16 protein-coding genes are annotated in these 20,265 nt (G+C 74.9%); 8 read left to right on the forward strand and 8 right to left on the reverse strand.

The window, feature by feature from the left end; genetic code table 11:
* From MHY85_RS08275 to MHY85_RS08295, 5 genes are all read left to right on the forward strand, one after another.
* A partial coding sequence (locus MHY85_RS08275; protein ID WP_239195389.1) for a hypothetical protein occupies nt 1-2,959 on the forward strand: 2,959 nt, incomplete at its 5' end.
* Nucleotides 2,960-3,055: 96 nt separating this feature from the next.
* On the forward strand, nt 3,056-4,117 hold the full coding sequence (gene trxB / locus MHY85_RS08280) for a thioredoxin-disulfide reductase (RefSeq protein ID WP_239195391.1): 1,062 nt from the start codon (nt 3,056-3,058) through the stop codon (nt 4,115-4,117).
* Nucleotides 4,118-4,125: 8 nt separating this feature from the next.
* Complete coding sequence (gene trxA / locus MHY85_RS08285) at nt 4,126-4,467, forward strand: thioredoxin (protein ID WP_239195393.1); 342 nt, start codon at nt 4,126-4,128, stop codon at nt 4,465-4,467.
* Nucleotides 4,468-4,595: 128 nt separating this feature from the next.
* Nucleotides 4,596-5,936: a PLP-dependent aminotransferase family protein gene (locus MHY85_RS08290; RefSeq protein ID WP_239195394.1), complete on the forward strand. Its 1,341-nt coding sequence runs from the start codon at nt 4,596-4,598 to the stop codon at nt 5,934-5,936.
* A gap of 142 nt (nt 5,937-6,078) precedes the next feature.
* Nucleotides 6,079-7,041 (forward strand): D-alanine--D-alanine ligase, encoded by a 963-nt coding sequence (locus MHY85_RS08295; protein ID WP_239195396.1) that lies wholly within the window; start codon nt 6,079-6,081, stop codon nt 7,039-7,041.
* A 71-nt stretch (nt 7,042-7,112) separates the two neighbouring features.
* Here the strand turns inward: MHY85_RS08295 and MHY85_RS08300 are convergent, their stop codons facing one another.
* From MHY85_RS08300 to rpmH, 8 genes are all read right to left on the reverse strand, one after another.
* On the reverse strand, nt 7,113-8,333 hold the full coding sequence (locus MHY85_RS08300; protein WP_239195402.1) for a ParB/RepB/Spo0J family partition protein: 1,221 nt from the start codon (nt 8,331-8,333) through the stop codon (nt 7,113-7,115).
* Entirely contained in the window at nt 8,330-9,217 is an 888-nt protein-coding gene (locus MHY85_RS08305) for a ParA family protein (RefSeq protein WP_239195437.1), read from the reverse strand. The genes MHY85_RS08300 and MHY85_RS08305 overlap by 4 nt, the downstream gene beginning before the upstream one ends.
* Nucleotides 9,218-9,315: 98 nt before the next feature.
* Complete coding sequence (gene rsmG / locus MHY85_RS08310; protein WP_239195403.1) at nt 9,316-10,092, reverse strand: 16S rRNA (guanine(527)-N(7))-methyltransferase RsmG; 777 nt, start codon at nt 10,090-10,092, stop codon at nt 9,316-9,318.
* Between the two features lie 2,520 nt (nt 10,093-12,612).
* Nucleotides 12,613-13,125: a R3H domain-containing nucleic acid-binding protein gene (locus MHY85_RS08315; RefSeq protein ID WP_239195404.1), complete on the reverse strand. Its 513-nt coding sequence runs from the start codon at nt 13,123-13,125 to the stop codon at nt 12,613-12,615.
* A gap of 51 nt (nt 13,126-13,176) precedes the next feature.
* A complete protein-coding gene (yidC, locus tag MHY85_RS08320; protein ID WP_308191342.1) occupies nt 13,177-14,514 on the reverse strand; it encodes a membrane protein insertase YidC in 1,338 nt (445 codons plus the stop codon).
* A gap of 19 nt (nt 14,515-14,533) precedes the next feature.
* Nucleotides 14,534-14,851, reverse strand: a complete 318-nt coding sequence (gene yidD, locus MHY85_RS08325; RefSeq protein ID WP_239195405.1) for a membrane protein insertion efficiency factor YidD — start codon at nt 14,849-14,851, stop codon at nt 14,534-14,536.
* A complete protein-coding gene (gene rnpA, locus MHY85_RS08330; RefSeq protein WP_308191343.1) occupies nt 14,848-15,303 on the reverse strand; it encodes a ribonuclease P protein component in 456 nt (151 codons plus the stop codon). The genes yidD and rnpA overlap by 4 nt, the downstream gene beginning before the upstream one ends.
* Complete coding sequence (rpmH, locus tag MHY85_RS08335; RefSeq protein WP_010849920.1) at nt 15,242-15,379, reverse strand: 50S ribosomal protein L34; 138 nt, start codon at nt 15,377-15,379, stop codon at nt 15,242-15,244. Before rpmH ends, rnpA begins: the two co-directional genes overlap by 62 nt.
* 497 nt (nt 15,380-15,876) lie before the next feature.
* Between rpmH and dnaA the strand changes: the two genes are divergently transcribed.
* The 3 genes from dnaA to gnd all read left to right on the forward strand — a co-directional run bounded on the left by dnaA (nt 15,877) and on the right by gnd (nt 20,255).
* Nucleotides 15,877-17,313, forward strand: a complete 1,437-nt coding sequence (gene dnaA, locus MHY85_RS08340) for a chromosomal replication initiator protein DnaA (RefSeq protein WP_239195439.1) — start codon at nt 15,877-15,879, stop codon at nt 17,311-17,313.
* 713 nt (nt 17,314-18,026) lie between these two features.
* Nucleotides 18,027-19,157, forward strand: coding sequence for a DNA polymerase III subunit beta (gene dnaN / locus MHY85_RS08345; protein WP_239195410.1), 1,131 nt, complete (start codon nt 18,027-18,029; stop codon nt 19,155-19,157).
* A gap of 165 nt (nt 19,158-19,322) precedes the next feature.
* The gene (gene gnd, locus MHY85_RS08350; protein WP_239195414.1) at nt 19,323-20,255 is read left to right on the forward strand and encodes a phosphogluconate dehydrogenase (NAD(+)-dependent, decarboxylating); all 933 of its coding nucleotides are present in this window, start codon (nt 19,323-19,325) and stop codon (nt 20,253-20,255) included.
* The last annotated feature ends 10 nt before the right edge of the window (nt 20,256-20,265 follow it).

Genomic DNA, 20,265 nt, shown 5'->3' on the forward strand with positions numbered 1-20,265 from the left:
CCCCGGACGCCCCGACGCCCCCGTGCTCGGCCGGCTCGGCGGCACGATCGCCGGCCGCTACCGGCTCGACGAGCGCCGGCCCACCGACCTGCCGTCCGCCGAGCGCTGGACGGCCACCGACCAGATCCTCGCCCGGCCCGTGACCGTGACGCTGGTGTCCGGACCGCGCACCGCCGCGGTCCTGGACGCCGCCCGGCGTGCCGCGCTCGTGGTCGAGCCCCGGCTCGCCCGCATCCTCGACGTCGGCCAGGCCGACGGCACCGGCTACGTCATCACGGCCGCCGTCGAGGGCCGCAGCCTCGCGTCCCTCGCCGGCCGGGCCCCGCTGCCCGCCGACCAGGCGCGCGCCGTCGTGGGCGAGGTCGCCGCCGCCCTGGAGGCCGCCCGCCGCCGCGGCGTGCACCACCTCGCCCTGCGTCCCGACGCCGTCGTCCTCACCGCCGCCGGCCGGGTGGTGCTGGAGGGCCTCGCGGTCGACGGCGAGCTGGTCGGCGCCGCCGGCGGCACGGCGCACGCGATGAGCCGCGCGGACGCGGTCGGCCTGGTCCGCGTGCTGTACGCCGCCCTGACCGGCCGGTGGCCGTCGGTGTCCGCCTCCGGACAGGCTGCCGTGCCCACGTTCGCCGAGTGGTCGGCGGGCGGGACGCCGGCCCGCGCGGCCGTCGAGCTCGACGCCGGCCTGCCGATCGCACCCGAGCACGAGGGCGCGCCGCTGCCGCCGGTCGACCTGGTGCCGAGCGTCCCCGCCGACCTCGACACGCTGTGCGCGGTCACGCTCGGACCGCACGACGACGGACCGCACAGCCCCGGCGAGCTCGTGCGCGAGCTCGAGCCGTGGCGCGCCGTCCGCGCCGACGAGATCTTCCGCGCCGCCGACGCCGGTCGCTGGCCCGCCCTGCCGGGTCAGCCCCCCGCGGCCCCCGCCGCACGGGCCGGGGTGGCCGCCGGTGCGGCCGCCGCCGCGGCGGGGACCGGCACGACCACCGCACCTCCGACGGGAAGCAGCCCGATGACCGACGACCAGAAGCCCGCAGCGGACGACACGACGACGCCGGCGCAGGGCGCGCCGCGGGGCGGTGCGGGTGCCGCGGGTGCGGGCGCCGCCGGCGTGGGCGCCGCGGGTGCCGCGGGTGCGGGCGCTGCGAGCGCGGGTGCGGCGGGCGCGCCCGCCGCCGGTGCCGCGGGGGCCGCGGGAGCGACGGCCGGCGGCGGAGCAGGTGCCGCCGCGGGCACGGCCGCCGCGGGTGCCGCTGCCGGCAGCGTCGCCCGGCAGTCCGTGCGCTCCGCCTTCAGCTCCGGCACCCCGAGCGCCGGCGCTCGCCGGCCGGGCACGCCGCCGCCGGCGATCCCGCCGGCCAGCCCGCCGGCGTCGATCCCCCCGGCAGGCCGCGGCCCGGTCCGGACCTCGAGCCGCGGGACCACGGCGGTTCCGGCCGCCCGCCCCGCCGACGCCGCGGCCACGGCGGCCGGACGGCCCGGGGCCGCGCCCACCGATGCGGCACGCCCCGAGGCGGCACGCCCCGACGCCCCGCGCGGCGCCGACGCCGACCGCACGGGCACACCCGCCACGGCCGCGGCGGGCGCGGGACCCGCCGTCGCGCCCGAGGCCGCGCCCGTCGTCCCCCCGGCACGCTCGGGGTCGCCGGCCGAGCCCGCACCCGCCACGGAGCCGGGCGCCGAGCCTGCACCCGCTGCCGCCGGCCGCCCGGCTGCGAACAGCCCGGCCGCCGGCCGCCCGGCTGCGAACAGCCCGGCCGCGGACAGCCCGGCCGCCGACCGCCCTGCCGAGGACGCCGCCGGCACGTCGTCCCCCGCCTCCCCCGAAGCGCCCGCCCGCGAGGACGACGCCCGGCGCGAGCCGGCTGCCGCGGACCTGGCGGTCGCCGGCATCACCGGCGTCGGCGCCGCGCGCGAGGACGAGGCGGGCTCCGCCCCGGACGAGCATGCTCGCGACGCACGCGCCACCTCGGACGAGGACGCCGCGGCCGCCGCGCCGACCGTGCGCCGGACGACCTCCGCGTTCGGCCGGTCGCCCGGGCGGACCGCCGCTGCCGGCGCGGCCTCCGCGGGCGCGTCCGCCGCGCAGCCCGCGGGCCCCGCGACCGCTGCGGACCCCACGGCCCCGGACGCCGAGCAGGCCCCCGCCGACGGCTGGCGCCCGGCCGTGCCCGACGCCGCGGAGCCGCGGGTCTTCCCGCCGTTCGGCTCCGATCCCGGCAGGACGGCGGAGGCCACGTCGCCCGCCGACGCCCCGTCCGACCGCCCCGGCTGGGACCTGCCGTTCCCGGCCGAGGAGCGCGACGCGCCCCTCGCCGAACGGCGCATCGACCCGACGCGCTGGGTGCTCGGCGGCGTCGCCCTGGCCGTGGTCATCGGCGTCATCATCGCGATCAGCAACGTGCTCGCGCCGTTCCGGTCGCCGGGTGACAGCACCGCCGAGCCCACGCCCGCGCCGGCCACGTCCGCCCCGGCCGCCGAGGCCCCCGCGGAGGAGCAGGCGCCGGCCGGTGAGGAGCAGGCCCCCGCCGCGGCGCCTCCCGCCATCGCCGCCGTCACGAGCATCGACCCGTCCGACGGCGACGGCGAGCACGAGGAGCTCGTGGGCCGGCTGATCGACGGCGACCCCGCGACCTCCTGGTACACCCACACGTACAACCGTCCGGACTACGCGGGGTTCAAGGACGCCGTCGGGCTCGTCATCACCCTGCAGGCGCCCGCCACGGTGTCGGCGATCACGCTCGACGTCAACGGGTCCGGCGGCGCCGTCGAGGTGCGCTCGACGGATGCCGCGAACCCGACGGCGGGCGACGTGCTGGCCTCCGGTGCCCTCGCGCCCCAGACCGTCCTGACCCTCTCGCAGCCGACCGAGACCCAGAGCATCGTGCTCTGGTTCCCCTCCCTGGCCCAGACGCCCGACGGCCAGAACCGCATCGAGATCTCCAACATCTCGGTGTCCTGACCCCTGCGACCAGGCACCCCCGGCGGGACGGAACAGACCGCGCCTAGGATCTGTTCTCCGCTGCATCAGCTCGTTCCCCGACCTCGAGGAAGCACCGTGACCGAGACCCCCGTCCGCGACATCGTCATCGTCGGCTCCGGCCCCGCCGGGTACACCGCCGCGATCTACGCGGCGCGCGCGGGCCTGGCCCCCTACGTGGTGGCGGGCTCCGTCACCGCGGGCGGCGCGCTGATGAACACCACCGACGTCGAGAACTTCCCCGGATTCCCCGACGGGATCCTGGGCCCGGACCTCATGGACAACCTGCAGAAGCAGGCCGAGCGGTTCGGTGCCGAGGTGCTCTGGGACGACGCCGTCGAGCTGGACCTGGCCGGACCGGTCAAGACGATCGTCACCGGCGGCGGCGAGACGATCCGCGCCCGCGCGGTCATCCTGTCGACCGGTTCCGCCTACCGCGAGCTCGGCCTGGACGACGAGAAGCGCCTGTCGGGGCGCGGCGTGTCCTGGTGCGCGACCTGCGACGGGTTCTTCTTCCGCGACCAGGACATCATCGTGGTCGGGGGCGGGGACTCCGCGGTCGAGGAGGCCACCTTCCTCACCCGGTTCGGCAAGTCGGTGACGATCGTGCACCGCCGCGACGAGCTGCGGGCCTCGAAGATCATGGCCGACCGCGCCAAGAACGACCCGAAGATCCAGTTCGCGTGGAACTCCGAGGTCGTGGGCATCCACGGCGACGAGAAGGTCACCGGCGTCACCCTGCGCGACACCGTCACCGGCGAGACCCGCGAGCACGGCGCGACCGGCGTCTTCGTCGCGATCGGCCACGTGCCGCGCACGGAGCTGCTGGCGGGCCAGGTGGACCTGGACGAGAACGGCTACATCGTCGTCGAGGGCCGGTCCACCCGGACCAACCTGCCCGGCGTGTTCGCGGCGGGCGACGCGGTGGACCACACCTACCGCCAGGCGATCACCGCCGCCGGCTCCGGCTGCTCGGCCGCGCTCGACGCGCAGCACTACCTGGCCGCGCTCGGCGACGTGGACCCGGCCTCCCCGGCCGAGATCCCCGCCGCCGTCGAGCGGGCGGACGTCGACGCCGCCGACGCGCTGGACGCGCAGGGCGCCGACACCGCCTCGGCCGCGGCCGCCGCCGGGCACTGAGCCCCGGCGTGGCCGCCGCCCTCGCGGTGACCGCCGGCACCTTCGAGCAGGAGGTGCTGCGGTCCCAGCTGCCCGTCGTCGTGGACTTCTGGGCGGACTGGTGCGTGCCGTGCCGCATGGTGACCCCCGTGCTCGAGGAGCTCGCGGTCACCTACGCGGGGCGGCTCCGGTTCGTCGCCGTCGACACCGAGGCGGAGCAGGACCTGGCCGCGCGGTACAACGTCGTCTCGATCCCGACCCTCTACGTGTTCCACCAGGGCGACCTGGTCCGGACGCTGGTCGGAGCGCGTGAGAAGCGCGCCTACGCGGCAGAGCTGGACGCCGCGCTGGCGGAGATCGCCACCTGGTGACCGCCGGGCCCGGCACCGCCTGACCCCGGATCCTCCCCGTCCGCCGGACGGGGAGGCTTCGTGCACGTGCGGCGCGCCCGTGGTGGACAGGGCGAGGGGTGGCGGGGGTGGCGTGGCACACTCGGGAGATGACCGCTCTCGAGCGGCCCGACGGCACGGCGTCGGGCCCCCACCCGACCCCGGCCGCCGGCACGCGGCTCGACCGCTGGCTCGGCTCCTACGCCGAGCGCACGCACGGCATGCGCGCCTCGGAGATCCGCGCGCTGTTCGCCGTCGCGAACCGCCCCGAGGTGGTGTCGCTCGCGGGCGGCATGCCGTACCTCGAGGGCCTCCCCCTGGACGTGATCGGGGACCTCGCCCAGCGGGTCGTGGCCACCCGTGGCACCACCGCCCTGCAGTACGGCTCCGGCCAGGGCGACGAGACGCTGCGGGAGCAGATCCTCGAGGTGATGCGGCTCGAGGGCATCGAGGCGCACCCCGACGACGTCGTGGTGACCACCGGCTCGCAGCAGGCGCTCGACCTCGTGACCCGGCTGTTCGTCGACCCGGGTGACGTGGTCGTCGCGGAGGCCCCGTCGTACGTCGGCGCGCTCGGCGTGTTCCGCGCGTACCAGGCCGACGTGGTGCACGTGCCGCTCGACGCCGAAGGGCTGATCCCGGAGGCGCTGGAGACCACCCTCGCCGACCTCGCGCGGCAGGGCCGCCGGGTCAAGCTCCTCTACACGGTCCCGAACTTCCACAACCCCGCCGGCGTCACGCTGTCCGCCGAGCGGCGGCCGCGGATCCTCGAGATCGCCGCCCGGTACGGCGTGCTGGTGCTCGAGGACAACCCCTACGGCCTGCTCGGCTTCGACCGCGAACCGCTGCCCGCGATGCGGTCCATGAGCGACGAGGGCGTCATCTACCTCGGCTCGTTCTCCAAGACGTTCGCCCCGGGCTACCGGGTCGGCTGGGCCGTCGCGCCGCACGCCGTCCGGGAGAAGCTCGTGCTGGCGTCGGAGTCCGCGATCCTGTCGCCCTCGAACGCCTCCCAGCTGGCGATCAGCGCCTACCTCGCCACCTGCGACTGGAAGGGCCAGGTCAAGGCCTTCCGCGAGCTGTACCGGGAGCGGCGCGACGCCATGGTCGGCGCCCTCGCCGAGCACCTGCCCGACGCGTCGTGGACCGTGCCGGACGGCGGGTTCTACACCTGGGTGCGGCTGCCCGAGGGCCTGGACGCCAAGGCCATGCTCCCCCGGGCCGTCACCGCCCGGGTGGCCTACGTCCCGGGGACGGCGTTCTACTTCGACGGGCAGGGCACCGACCACATGCGGCTGTCGTTCTGCTTCCCGACCCCGGAGCGCATCCGCGAGGGCGTCCGCCGGCTGGCCGGCGTCGTGTCCGCGGAGAGCGAGCTCGTGTCGCTGTTCGGCACCGGGGCCCACGCGGCCCGCGGCGACGTGCAGTCCCCCGGCCCCGACCTGGCCTGACCCCTCGGCCGGTCGGGCGTCGCGCGTCCGGCCGCACCCGCGACCCGGTACGGTCGAGGCGGCGCCGGCTGCCCGCGCGGCCCGGCGCCGCCCCCGCCCGTCGACGACCGGCCGCCCGCGGCCGTACCAGGAGGACCCGACCGTGCCGCTCGACCCCGTCCCCGCCACCCCGCGCGTCGTCGTCCTCGCGGGCGGTCTGTCGCACGAGCGGGACGTCTCCCTCCGCTCGGGCCGACGCGTCGCGGAGGCCCTGCGCTCGGCCGGGATCGACGTGTCCGTGCACGACGTCGACGCCGACCTGGTGCCCGCCCTCGCCGAGACCCGGCCGGACCTCGTCTGGCCGCTGCTGCACGGCGCGAGCGGTGAGGACGGTTCGGTGCGCGACGTCCTGGAGCTCCTCGACCTGCCGAGCCTCGGCACGGGGCCGCGCGCGAGCCGGGTCGCCTGGAGCAAGCCGATCGCCAAGACGACGGTCACCCGCGCGGGGATCGCGACTCCCGAGTTCGTCACGCTGCCGCAGAGCCTGTTCCGCGAGCTCGGCGCGGGGCGCGTCATGGACGCCGTCGTCGCGAAGCTCGGGCTCCCGCTCGTCGTGAAGCCGTCCCGGGGCGGTTCGGCGCTCGGCGTCACGCTCGTGCGGACCGCCGAGGACCTGCCCGCCGCGATGGTGGCCTGCTTCGCGTACGGCGACACCGCGCTCATCGAGCGGGCCGTCGAGGGCGTCGAGGTCGCGGTGGGCGTGGTGGAGCTCGACGGCTCCCCGGTGGCGCTCCCCGCCGTCGAGGTCGTCACGGACGGCCCCTACGACTACGACGCCCGGTACAACCCCGGCCGCACGGAGTACTTCGCCCCCGCCCGGCTGCCCGACGACCTCGCGGCGCGCGCCGCCGAGACGGCCGTGGCCGCCCACCAGGTGCTCGGCCTGCGCCACCTGTCCCGGACGGACCTCATCATCGACGCGGACGGCCAGCCGTGGTTCCTCGAGGTGAACGTCGCACCGGGCATGACCGAGACCTCCCTGTTCCCGCAGGGCGCGGAGGCCGGCGGGCACCACCTGCCGACGCTGTACCGCCGCCTGGTGGAGGCGGGCCTCTCCGACCGCTGAGGCGGCCCAGGACGCACGCCACGAGGCGCCGGCATCCCGTGGGGGAAGCCGCGCCTCGTGGCGTCGGACGGTCAGGAGCGCAGGATGCCCGGGTCGTCGGGGGCCAGGCTCGACAGGATGCGGTTCAGGTCCTGCACCGACGCGAACTCCACCGTGAGCTTGCCGCGCTGCTTGCCCAGGTCGACCTTCACGCGGGTCTCGAACCGGTCGGAGAGCCGGCTCGCCAGGTCGTCCAGGGCCTCGTTGCGCAGCCCTGCACGCGGCCGCCGGCGCTTCGGGGTCCCGTCCTCGGCGCCGAGCGCGACGATCTCCTCGACCGCGCGCACCGACAGCCCCTCCGCCACGATCCGCTGCGCGAGCCGCTCGATCGCCGCACCGTCGCTCAGGCCGAGCAGGGCGCGGGCGTGGCCCGCGGACAGCACGCCCGCGGCGACCCGGCGCTGGACGAGCGGGGGCAGCCGCAGCAGGCGCAGGGTGTTGGAGATCTGCGGCCGCGACCGGTGGATCCGCCGGGCCAGCTCGTCGTGCGTGCAGCCGAAGTCGTCCAGCAGCTGCTGGTATGCCGCCGCCTCCTCCAGCGGGTTGAGCTGGGAACGGTGCAGGTTCTCGAGCAGGGCGTCGCGGAGCAGGTCCGCGTCCTCCGTCTGCCGCACGATCGCCGGGATCGTGTCCAGCCCCGCCGCCTGGGTCGCGCGCCAGCGCCGCTCCCCCATGATCAGCTCGTAGCCGTCGTCCACCGCGCGCACGACGACGGGCTGCAGCACGCCGATCTCGCGGATGGAGCCGACCAGCTCGTCGAGCGCGTCCTCGTCGAACACCGACCGCGGCTGCCGCGGGTTCGGCCGGATGGATCCGACAGGCAGCTCCGCGAACACCGCGCCGGGCACGGGGACGAGGTCGTCGACCTCGGCGGTCGGCGGCATCGGCGGCACCTCGTCGGCCGGTGCGGGCCCGGCCGGCGCCTGCGACCGCGTGCGCGCCGGCTGGCGGACGGTGAGGGACGGCACGCCCTTGCGGCCGTTGGACCGCGGGGCGGCGGCCGCGGGCGCCGGTGCGGCCGTGGCCGCCCGCGCCGAGGGCGCCCGGTGGTCGACAGGTGCTCCGTCGGGCGGCGCCTCGGTCGCCCCGCGGGTGTCCCTGCTGGTCAGCGCGTCGGAGCGCGGGCCGCGGTCGTCCGCGGTGGTGCGGTCCGGGAAGAAGACGTCGACCGGCCGGTCCCCCTCGCGGGGCTCCGCCCCGGTGGGGATGAGCGCGCCCAGGCCGCGCCCGAGCCCTCGCCGCTTCTCGCTCACGCGTCCTCCTTCTGCCGGGCGGCGCTGGTGCCGCGCTCGGCGAGCTCTCGCGCCGCCTCCAGGTAGGCCAGGGCACCGCTCGAGCCGGGATCGTACGTCAGGACCGTCTGGCCGTAGGACGGCGCCTCCGACACGCGCACCGACCGCGGCACCGTCGTCCGGAGGGTCTTGTCGGGGAAGTGCTCCCGGACCTCCTGCGCGACCTGCTGGGCGAGGTTCGTCCGCCCGTCGTACATCGTCAGCAGGATCGTCGACACGTGCAGCCCGCGGTTGAGGTGCGCCTGGATCAGCTCGATCGACTTGAGCAGCTGGCTCAGGCCCTCCAGCGCGTAGTACTCGCACTGGATGGGGATGAGCACCTCGTCCCCGACGACGAAGGCGTTGACCGTCAGCAGCCCGAGGCTGGGCGGGCAGTCCACGAGCACGTAGTCGATCCTGGGCTCGCCCTGCCGCTCGCGCTCCTCCAGGTACGCGTGCACCGCGTTCCGCAGGCGCGTCTCCCGCGCCACCATCGACACCAGCTCGATCTCGGCGCCGGAGAGGTCGATCGTGGCCGGGGCGCACCAGAGGTTGGGCACGTCCGGGCTCGGGTACACCGCCTCGGAGAGCGGCGTCCCGTCCACGAGCACGTCGTACACCGAGGTCACTCCGGCGCGGTGGTCCACGCCCAGCGCCGTGGACGCGTTGCCCTGGGGGTCGTTGTCGATCACGAGGACGTGCAGGCCGGACTGCGCCAGCGCCGCCGCCAGGTTCACGGTCGTGGTCGTCTTCCCCACGCCGCCCTTCTGGTTCGCGACGGTGATGACACGCGTGCGGTCCGGCCGCGGGAACGTCCGCCCGCGCAGCTCGATCCGACGGCGGGCGTCCTGGCGCAGCTCCGCCATCAGCGGGGTGTCGTCGTCCGCGGGCGGCAGGCTCTCGACGAGCGCGGCACGCCGCCGCTCGTCGGGGTCCTCGATCTCCCAGCGGCTCGGGTTCGTCGTCACGCGCCCTGTCCCTTCGTCGAGCGGCGCGGTCGGCGGGACCGGCCCTCCGTTCCACGTGAAACGCGGCCGCCCGCCGGGGCCGGCGCGGTGCCGGGGCCCGTGCGGGTCACCAGGACCACGCTGGTCGGCTCCAGCCCGGGGAGCGTCGGCGCGACCTCGATCGACGCCGGTCCACCCCCGAGCCGCTCCCCCACCGCTGCCGCGGCCTCCGCCTCGTCCTGGGCCCGGCCGCCCTTGAGCGCCACGAGGCGACCGCCCACCGCGAGCAGCGGGAGGGTCCAGCCGTACAGCTTGTCGAGCGCCGCGACGGCCCGCGCGGTGACGGCGTCGGCCCGGAGGCTCCCGATCTGGTCCTCGGCGCGCCCGCGCAGCACGCGGGCGTTGGTCAGGCCGAGGGCGTCGACCACCTCGGACAGCCAGTCCGTCCGACGCTCCATCGGCTCCAGCAGCACGACGTCGGCGCCCGGACGCATCGCCGCCACCACGATCCCCGGCAGGCCGGCGCCGCTTCCGACGTCCACGATCGTCCCGGTCTCGGGCAGGAACGGCACCACCGCGGCCGAGTTCACCACGTGACGCTCCCAGAGGCGCGAGACCTCGCGGGGGCCGACCAGGCCGCGGAGAACGCCCTGGTCACGCAGCATGGCGTGGAACCTCTCGACGGCGGGCCAGGCCGCACCGAAGTGCTCCGGCAGGCGCGGATCGCCGTCCAAGGGGTCGACGAGCGCGTCGCGCTGCTCGTCGTCGCGCGCGGGGGCGGACTCAGGCCGCACAGCACTCCCCTGGTCTCGGGATCGGGTGGTGCGCGCGGCCCGCCGGGGCCGGTGCGCACTGGGCTCCTACGGTACCGCGCGGCTCCGACGCCCCCTGCCCGCGGGCGGGCGTGGCGGGCAGTCGTGTTCCACGTGGAACGGGGCCGGCCGGAGCACGGCGGGCCGAGCAGCGGGGGTGCGTCAGCGTGGGCCGCCGGTTCCGTCCCGCCGGCCGTTCTTGCGGGCTGCTCCTAGGCGCGGGGGGCCCGGGCCTCGATCACCGGTGACTCCGGTGGGCCGGTGGTGCTGGTTCCTTGCGGGCCGGGTGCTCTGGTTCCCGGTGGGCCGGTCGTCCCGGTTCCGCTGGGTCCGTCGTCCCGGTAGTCCCGGTGGGTCCGGGTCCCGGTGCTCCCGGTGCTCCCCCGTGCTCCCCCGTGCTCCCGGTGCTCCCGGTGCTCCCGGTGCTCCCGGTGCTCCCGGTGGTCCGGTGGTCCCGGCGGGACCGTGCTCCTGGTGAGTTAGTTGGCGTTCCTGGTGTCTGGGCGTTCCTGGTGAGTCGGCGGTCCTGGGGTCGGTGGCCCTGGTGGTCCTGGGGGACGGTCTAGGCGAGCGAGGGCGTGGAGAGCCGTGAGGGCTCAACTGCCTGCGCATCCCGGTGTCATCGCCTGACTCGCGACGCGCCGCCCGCGGGCCACGTCCGTCCCCGGGTTGTTCCACGTGATCCACGTGGAACAAGGGCTGACGACGATGCTGCGCCTCCCGAACCGCGCGCTGGTTGCGGGTCCGAGGTCGAGCCCCGGTTCACCAGGACCGGCGTTCCCCGGGCGGACCGGACCGGCGCCGAGCATCGGTTGCTCGGTCCACGTGAAACGAAGCACCGCCCCGAGTCTGCGGCCCTCGTGAGTTCCCGACACGATCGGCAAGAGGCAGAGTCGAGAGGCCTTCGACCCAGCGCGATTCGCCCGTGGCGATCCGTCCACTGAATGCCAACCGCTCGCCCGACGTCACCGCCGCAGCCGTTCCGCGAGCGGGCTCGGTCTCCGGGCCACCCGCGGCGCCCCTCCCTCGTGCGATCCCCCACCCGCCGCACGCGCGGGCACCCGATCACCGCGCACGTTCCACGTGCAACAGGTGCGGTGCATCGCCGGGCCCCGGGCCGACGCTGCAGGCCAACCCGACACCGAGTTCATCTCCCGGGCAGCCGCCCGAGAAGGGTCACTCACCGCATGTTCCACGTGGAACGGGCTCCGGCGCATCGCCGGCAGGACGATGGCGCATCCGTTCCGCCGTCTAGAGAGCGGGCCTGCGGCGGCTCCTTCGAGACCACCAGATCCGCACGCGGCCCACGCGTACGTCGCAACACCGGGCTCGCGGGCCAGCTGCGTGCAGCCAGTCCACGGGCGCCCAGGCACCGTCCGCGACCAGGCGAGATCATCCGGACGCGAAGCACCCGCGCTCCCGTCATCCGCCGACCCTGCACCTCTTCGGCCGCGCCGCCGGTCCACACGCCGTCGCGCCCCAGGGGACGGCTGCTCCGCACGACCGGTGGTCCGCCCTCTCAGAACGCCAGACGACGGCACCGGCCACCCGACACCCGGACACCGCAGGCGGGATCCCTTCACGCGGCGCGCCGGGGTCGGCTCGGCGCCGTCTCCGGCCCCGCCTCCCCTGCCCGAGCCGCGTGCACGAACTCCTGGTGCGCGCCGTTCGGCACACCCGCCAGCGGGGCCGGCACCCGATATCCAGCCGGTCGCCGGAGGGCCGACGACAGAACGCCCCGGCCGCAGGGTCACGCGGTGTGCTCCCCCGGTGACAGGGCCGCGGGCCCACGCTGCGTGGTCCCCCGTCGACAGCGCCGCGGGCTCACGCGGGTGTCCAGCGTGCACCCCTGGCGACAGGGCCGCGGGCTCACGCGGGTGTGCCCCGGGGACAGGGCCGCGGACCCGCGCGGGTCTGGCCCCCCGGCGACAGGGGCGCGTGCTCACTCGGTGTGCTCTCCCGGCGAGAGGGGCTGCGTGCTCGCCAGGGAGGCGGGCCCGTCACCGGGCAGCGGACGCACCGTGACCACCGCACCTCGCACCAGAGAAGGGAAGCCCGCGCGCCACCGCACCCCGAATCGGAGCGCGGACGCCCGCGAGCGACGGCACCTCGCATCGGAGCGAGGACGCCCGCGCGCCACGGCGCCTCCGCGCCGGTGTCAGAGCGACTCGACACCTCGCGTCGAGATCGGTGCTTCGGGTCGAGATCGGTGGGCTACGCCGAGATCGGTGGTCGGAAGCACCGATCTCTCGGCGATCCACCGATCTCGGCGGACGGGCGCCGGTCGGCGCGCGACGGCGGGCGGCACGGTGGTGCGACGCACGATCGGGCAGGGGCACCGCGATCGCACGGCGGCATTTCGAGACCCGTCCCGATCCTGCCGTCCCTTCACGACGAAACGAGTTCTCCTAGACGCCCTCAGAGGCCGTGCCCCGGAACGACGAGAGGCCGGTCCCGTCCGGGACCGGCCTCTCGTGGGCTCCTGCAGACGTGCCGCGCGGGTCAGCCCGCCGGCTTCACGACCACGTAGCGGCTCGGCTCCACGCCCTCCGAGTCCGAGGTCATCCCGGCCGCGGCGACGGCGTCGTGCACGACCTTCCGCTCGAACGGGTTCATCGGCGCCAGCGACACCGGGGCGCCGGACGCCCGCACCTCCGCGATCGCCTGCTCGGCCACCGCGACGAGCTCGGTCTTGCGCCCGGCGCGGTACCCGGCGATGTCCAGCATGAGCCGGCTGCGGTCGCCGGTCTTCGCCTGGACCGCGAGACGCGTGAGCTCCTGCAGGGCGTCGAGCACCTCGCCGTCCTCGCCGACCAGCCGGCGGAGGGCGCGCTCGGTGCCCTCCTCCGCGACGATCTCCACCGCGGCGCGGCCGTGGTCGACGTCGATGTCGATGTCCCCGTCCAGGTCGGCGATGTCGAGCAGCTCCTCGAGGTAGTCGGCCGCGATCTCGCCCTCCTCCTCGAGGCGGGTCACGGCGCCGGCCTCACCGGCTGCGTCGGTGGGAGTGGTCATGTGGGGCTCTCCTTGCTGGGAGGGTCGGGTCGCGCCGAGGGCGCGGAGGTCTCAGTCGTCCGTCGCGGTGCCGGACGGGGTGCTGCCGGGCCGGCGCTGCGCCGAGCCACCCGTGCCCTGCCCGGTCCCGCTCCGCTTCTTCTTGCCGGAGGTCGCCTGGCCCGAGCCCGAACCACCCGCGGGCCTGCTGCCCTGCGGCGTGCCCGAACCGGACGTGCCGGCACCCGACGCCTTGCTCGCGCCCGCGCCGCCCTTCGGAGCGGCCGCGCCGCCCTTGGCCGCGCCGGCACCGCCCTTCGCCGCGCCCGCGCCGCCCGTCGCACCGGCCGCGCCGCCGGCCCCGGACCCGGCCTTCGCCGCACCGCCGGCCGCGCCCGTCCCGGACGAGGCGCCACCCGCGGCGCCCGGCGTGCCCGCCGGACGCTTCTTCGCGCGCGCCTTGCCCACGGGCTGCTGCCGCTGGCCGCTGACCGGCTTCTCCTCGATCGTGAGGGTGTCGGACTCCTCGATCGACAGCCCCTTGTGGGCCGCCTTCCTGGCCTGCCGCGCCTTGAGCGCGGCCTCGGCCTGCGACCCCGGCGCCGGCATCCGGCGGATCGTGTAGAACTGCTGGCCCATCGACCACAGGTTGGTGGTGGTCCAGTAGATGAGGACACCGATCGGGAAGTTCACGCCGGAGAAGGCGAAGATCAGCGGGAAGACGTACATGAGCATCTTCTGCTGCTGCGCCATCGGGCCCTCGAGGGCGGCCGGCGGCATGTTCTTCATCGTCAGCTGGCGCTGCGTGGTGAAGGTGGTCAGGGACATCGCGACGACCAGGATGATCGTCACCCAGCGCACGTTCGACGCGGCGGTCCCGAACTCCGCGGCGTTCATGAAGGTCGCCGAGAGCGGCGCGCCGAGGATGGTCGCGCTCTCCGCCTGCGCCGCGAGCTCCTGCGTCAGCGGGCCGAGGTTGGGCCGCGGGTAGCTGCCGTCCGCGAGCTGGGGCAGCGAGTTCAGCACCCGGAACAGGGCGAAGAAGATCGGGGACTGCGCGAGGATCGGCAGGCAGGAGGAGAACGGGTTGGTCCCGTGCTTGCGGTAGAGCTCCATCGTCTCGCGGCTCATGGCCTCGCGGGACGCCGGGTCGGTCTTCCCCTTGTACTTCGCCTGGATCTTCTTCATGTCCGGCGCGAGCATCTGCATGCCGCGGGACGCCTTGATCTGCTTGAAGAACAGCGGGATCAGGATGATCCGCATCACGATCACGAGGCCGACGATCGACAGCCCCCACGCGGCGCCGCTGGCGGGGTCGAGGCCCAGCCACGTCAGCAGCGAGTGGAACTGCACCATGATCCAGGCGACCGCGACCATGATCGGGTACAGGATGTTGTCGAACCAGGACATCGTGGACTTCTCCAGGTGGTCAGTGCGCGGCGGCGACCGCGTCGTGCGGGTGTCGACGGTGCGACCCCGCCGGTGGAACGTCGTCGACGCCGCCCGGGTTCCACGGGTTGCAGCGCAGGATCCGCCAGACCGCCAGCCGCGTGCCCTTCACCACGCCGTGCCGCTCGAGGGCGATCACGGCGTACGCGGAGCACGACGGGTAGAACCGGCAGGTCGGCGGGGTGAGCGGGGACACGAAGCGCTGGTACCCGCGGATCAGGAGGACGAGCACGCGGCGCGGCAGCCGCACGACCGCGCGCAGGGCACGGGCCACGGCGCCCGCCCGGTCGGACGTCATCGCCCCGGCCCGGCCGGGGATCCGGCCCGTTCGGCACGGCGCCGGGACGCCGTGCGCAGCGCCCCGTCGAGGTCGCGCCCGAGCGTGCCGTAGTCGGCGTCCGCCGCCGCGGCCAGCGCCCGGACCACCAGGTCGGCGTCGGACGGCAGGCTCCCCAGGCGCTCTCCCGTCAGGGCCCGCAGCCGCCGCTTGACCCGGTTGCGGGTCACGGCGTTGCCCACCCCCTTGGACACGACGAAACCGACCGCCGGACCAGGTCCGGGGTCGGTTCGCGTCACGAGGTGCACCACCAGCGTGCTCCGCCCGGCGCGCGCGCCGGACCGCACGGTCCGCTCGAAGTCGGCGGACCGGCGCATCCGGTGCGCGGCGGGCAGCACCGCGTCGGGTGGGTCAGGCCGACAGCTCGGCGCGACCCTTGCGCCGGCGGGCGGCGAGGATCGCGCGGCCGGCACGCGTCCGCATGCGCAGACGGAAGCCGTGCGTCTTGGCGCGACGCCGGTTGTTCGGCTGGAAGGTCCGCTTGCTCACGATGGTCTCCAAGTACTTCGGTACATCGGCCGACGTCCGGCCAGGTCTGTCGTGCCCGTGCTCGACTGCTCCGGTACCCACGTCGTCGACGCGGCCGACGTCAGGGCACGCCAGCAGGAGCCATCTCAAGGCTGGTCAACGTTACGTCGCCCGCGCGCAGGGGTCAAACCGCGAGGCCCGAGCCGCGGGACGGATCCTCCCGATCCCCTCCCGCGCGGTCCCGGCGGCCATTAGCATCGTCCACCGACGCGTTCCGCAGCAACCCGGTCCCCACCCCGTGGACAGAGCCGGCCGAGCCTGTGGACGACGCCGCACCGGAGGACCGGACGCGCCACGGCGGGCCCGAGATCCTGCGCGATCCACCGTCGCGCACAGGTGTGGACAAGTCTGTGGACACGTCACCGGGGCGTGCGACACTCGACCACGCGACTCACGACGGCAGCGAGGTACAGGTGTCAGGACAGGACGATCAGCTCACGCAGGTCTGGTCGGCCGCGATGGCGCAGCTCGAGGTGAGCCCCGACATCACGCCCCGCCAGCTCGCCTTCGTGCGGCTGGCCAAGCCGCTCGGCCTGCTCGACGGCACGATGCTGCTCGCGGTCGGCAACGACCTCACCAAGGACTACCTGGAGACGCGCGTCCGCCAGGAGGTCTCCGACGCCCTCGCCGCCGCCCTCGGCCGCGAGGCCCGGTTCGCCATCACCGTGGACCCCTCGCTCGAGACCGACGCCCCCGGCCTCGCGACCGCACCGCCCGCCCGAGGCCCCGAGTCCGGCCCGACGCCGGTCGTCGCGCACGCCGCCACCGGGCACCCGAGCACCGGCGACGCCGCGCAGGTCGAGCCGGCGCGGGCCGAGCCGTTCCGCCGCGAGCCCGCCGGCCCCACCCCGAGCGCGGAACCGGCGCGGCTGAACCCCAAGTACCTGTTCGAGACGTTCGTCATCGGCTCGTCCAACCGGTTCGCGCACGCCGCCGCCGTCGCGGTGGCCGAGGCGCCGGCCAAGGCCTACAACCCGCTGTTCATCTACGGCGACTCGGGGCTGGGCAAGACGCACCTGCTGCACGCGATCGGGCACTACGCCCGGAACCTGTACCCGTCGGTGCGGGTGCGCTACGTGAACTCCGAGGAGTTCACCAACGACTTCATCAACTCCATCTCCGAGGGCAAGGCGGGCGCCTTCCAGCGCCGCTACCGCGAGGTGGACGTGCTCCTCATCGACGACATCCAGTTCCTGCAGGGCAAGGAGCAGACGATGGAGGAGTTCTTCCACACGTTCAACACCCTGCACAACGCGAACAAGCAGATCGTCCTGACCTCCGACCTGCCGCCCAAGCAGCTCAACGGCTTCGAGGACCGGATGCGCTCCCGCTTCGAGTGGGGCCTGATCACGGACGTGCAGCCGCCGGACCTCGAGACCCGCATCGCGATCCTGCGGAAGAAGTCGGCGAACGACAAGCTGCAGGCGCCGGACGACGTGCACGAGTACATCGCCTCGAAGATCTCGACCAACATCCGCGAGCTCGAGGGCGCGCTGATCCGGGTCACCGCCTTCGCGAACCTCAACCGGCAGCAGGTCGACCTGTCGCTGGCCGAGATCGTGCTCAAGGACCTCATCACCGACGACGACCAGGCCGACATCACCGCGACCGCCGTGATCGGCCAGACCGCGGCGTACTTCGGCCTGACGATCGAGGACCTGTGCGGCTCGTCCCGGTCCCGCGTCCTCGTCACGGCCCGGCAGATCGCCATGTACCTGTGCCGCGAGCTCACCGACCTGTCGCTGCCGAAGATCGGGCAGGCGTTCGGCGGCCGCGACCACACCACGGTCATGCACGCGAACCGCAAGATCCGCGAGCTGATGGCCGAGCGGCGCTCGATCTTCAACCAGGTCACCGAGCTCACCAACCGGATCAAGCAGGAGAGCCGCGGCTGACCGGCCGCGGCGCCCGCGAGGCCCCGCCCCGCACCCCGACGACCCGCCCCGGCACCCGCCGGCGGCGGGTCGTCGCGTTCTCGTCCCCGCAGGGCGCAGGAACCAGGCCTGGGACGAATGTGCACACCTGTGGACACGCCTGTGGAAACCGGTGGATGACCCCCAGGATTCGTGTGGACGGAACCTACGGTCGCGGTGGACGCAGAAGGACGCCTGGAGCACTGTCCACCTCCGTCCGCGTCGTCCCCAACCGGTCCACAGCCGTCGTGCACACGCTCGTCGACGCGCTGACCAGCGCGAAGACCCGCAATCCCCAGAGTGCACAGAAGCGACGATGACGACGACCGATCCCTAGGAAAGAGATCCACAGCCCGTCAGTGCCCTGGCGGGCCGGCCGACGACCGACCGGCCGAGATGCCGGCCGTCCGGACAGCCCTGTGCACGACCGCCGAGGCCCGGAATCGTTCGCCCAGCGCCCTCGTGCGCCGGGCGCCCCGCCGCCCCGTACGCGCAGCGGGCCGCCCGGCGCCGCTCTCGTGCCCTCCAGGCGAACGTTCCGGGGCCTTCGCGCCCGTCCACAGACCGTCCCGGTCTCGGTACCGGAGCCCTGGTCACTCGCGTAGTGTTCGGGGCGACCCCTGCCCTCGACCGGCCGGGGTCGTTCAGCACCGCGCACGGGATCTCCGGGATCCCCCAGACCGAGAGGGTGGGGCATGAAGTTCCGCGTCGAACGTGACGTCCTCGCAGAAGCCGTCACGTGGATCGCTCGCAGCCTGCCCACCCGTCCGCCGGTCCCGGTGCTGGCCGGCGTCCGCATCGAGGCCGAGGCCGACGGCACGCTCCGCCTGGCCTCCTTCGACTACGAGGTGTCGGCGCGCTCCGAGATCCCCGCGGACGTGAGCGAGCCCGGCACGGTCCTGGTCTCCGGCCGACTGCTCGCCGAGATCTCCCGAGCCCTGCCGAACAAGCCGGTCGACGTGCAGCTCGACGGCACCAAGGTCTCCGTCACCTGCGGAGCGAGCCGGTTCACCCTGCTCACCATGCCGGTCGAGGACTACCCGCAGCTGCCCGCGATGCCGGCGCTGACCGGCACGGTCGACGGCGACGAGCTCACCCGCGCGGTCGCCCAGGTCACCGTCGCCGCGAGCCGCGACGACACCCTCCCCCTGCTGACCGGCGTCCGCGTCGAGATCGAGGGCGAGAAGGTCACCCTCCTGGCCACCGACCGGTACCGCCTGGCGCTGCGCGAGCTCACCTGGCACCCCGCCGACCCGGGCGTCTCCGAGGTCGCGCTGGTGCGCGCCCGCACGCTGTCCGACGCCGCGAAGTCGCTCGGCGCCTCGGGCTCGGTCAACGTGGGCCTCGCGACCGGCCAGGGCGTCGACCTGATCGGGTTCGAGGCCGGCGGCCGGCACACCACGTCCCTGCTGGTCGACGGGGACTACCCCGCCGTGCGCCGGCTGTTCCCGGACGAGTCGCCGATCCACGCGGTCGTGAACACCCAGCTCCTGGCGGACGCCGCGAAGCGCGTGGCGCTCGTCGCCGAGCGGAACACCCCGATCCGGCTGACCTTCACCGACGGCCAGGTGGTCCTCGACGCGGGCCAGGGCGACGACGCGCAGGCGTCCGAGGCGCTCGAGGCGACGCTCGTCGGCGAGGACATCGCCGTGGCGTTCAACCCGCAGTTCCTGCTCGACGGCCTCGGTGCCCTCACGACGTCGTTCGTCCGGCTGTCGTTCACGCACCCGAACAAGCCGGTCGAGTTCACCGGCCAGGAGTCGCTCGAGGGCGAGGACCTCAAGGAGTACCGCTACCTGCTGGTCCCCATCCGCTTCGCGTCCTGACCCGGCGTGCGCGCCCGGGCACGGCAGGGCGCGCACCGGGTGTGACCTGCGAGACGGGGCCACCGGTCGTCAGCACCCACGCCGCCGCAGGAGAATGGCGGGCGACAAGGACGCCGCGGGACGCGAAGCCGTCCCGGCGGCGGTCGGGCGAGGAGAGGTGGAGCGATGCGGATCGGCCTGGTGGGTCTGGGCAGGATGGGCGCGAACATGCGCGACCGGATGCGGAACGCGGGGATCGAGGTCACCGGCTACGACCGGAACCCGGACGTCTCCGACGTCGCGTCGCTGGCCGAGCTCGTCGAGGCGCTGCCCGCCGGTGAGCGCGTCGTGTGGGTCATGGTGCCGGCCGGCGCCGTCACCCACTCCGTGATCGAGGAGCTCGGCGGCCTGCTCGCCGAGGGCGACCTGGTCATCGACGGCGGCAACTCGTACTTCGGCGACGACAAGGGCCACGCGGAGCAGCTCGGCGCCAAGGGCGTCCACTTCCTCGACGTCGGCGTCTCCGGCGGCGTGTGGGGCCTGGCCAACGGCTACGGCCTCATGGTCGGCGGCGACGCCGCGCAGGTCGAGCGCGTCATGCCGGTCTTCGACGCGCTGCGCCCGGAGGGCCCCCGCGAGGAGGGCTTCGTGCACGCGGGCGCGGTCGGTGCGGGCCACTACGCCAAGATGGTGCACAACGGCATCGAGTACGGCCTCATGCAGGCGTACGCCGAGGGCTACGAGCTGCTGGCCGCCAAGGACATCGTGACCGACGTCGCCGGCACCATGAAGGCCTGGCAGCGCGGCACCGTCGTCCGGTCCTGGCTGCTCGAGCTCCTGGTCAAGGCGCTCGAGGAGGACCAGCAGTTCGAGGCGATCGACGACTGGGTCGCCGACTCGGGCGAGGGCCGGTGGACCGTGGACGAGGCGATCGACGCCGCCGTGCCGCTGCCGGTCATCACGGCCGCGCTGTTCGCCCGGTTCCAGTCCCGCCAGGAGCAGTCCCCCGCCATGAAGGCGGTCGCGGCGCTGCGCCAGCAGTTCGGCGGGCACGCCGTGAAGGCCGCGGGGGCCCCCATCTCCGGCGACGCCCCGTCGGGCGTGCGCTCGGAGGGCTGACGCCCCGCCG

The organism is Cellulomonas sp. ACRRI (genome assembly GCF_022346185.1).
Taxonomy (GTDB): Bacteria; Actinomycetota; Actinomycetes; order Actinomycetales; family Cellulomonadaceae; genus Cellulomonas.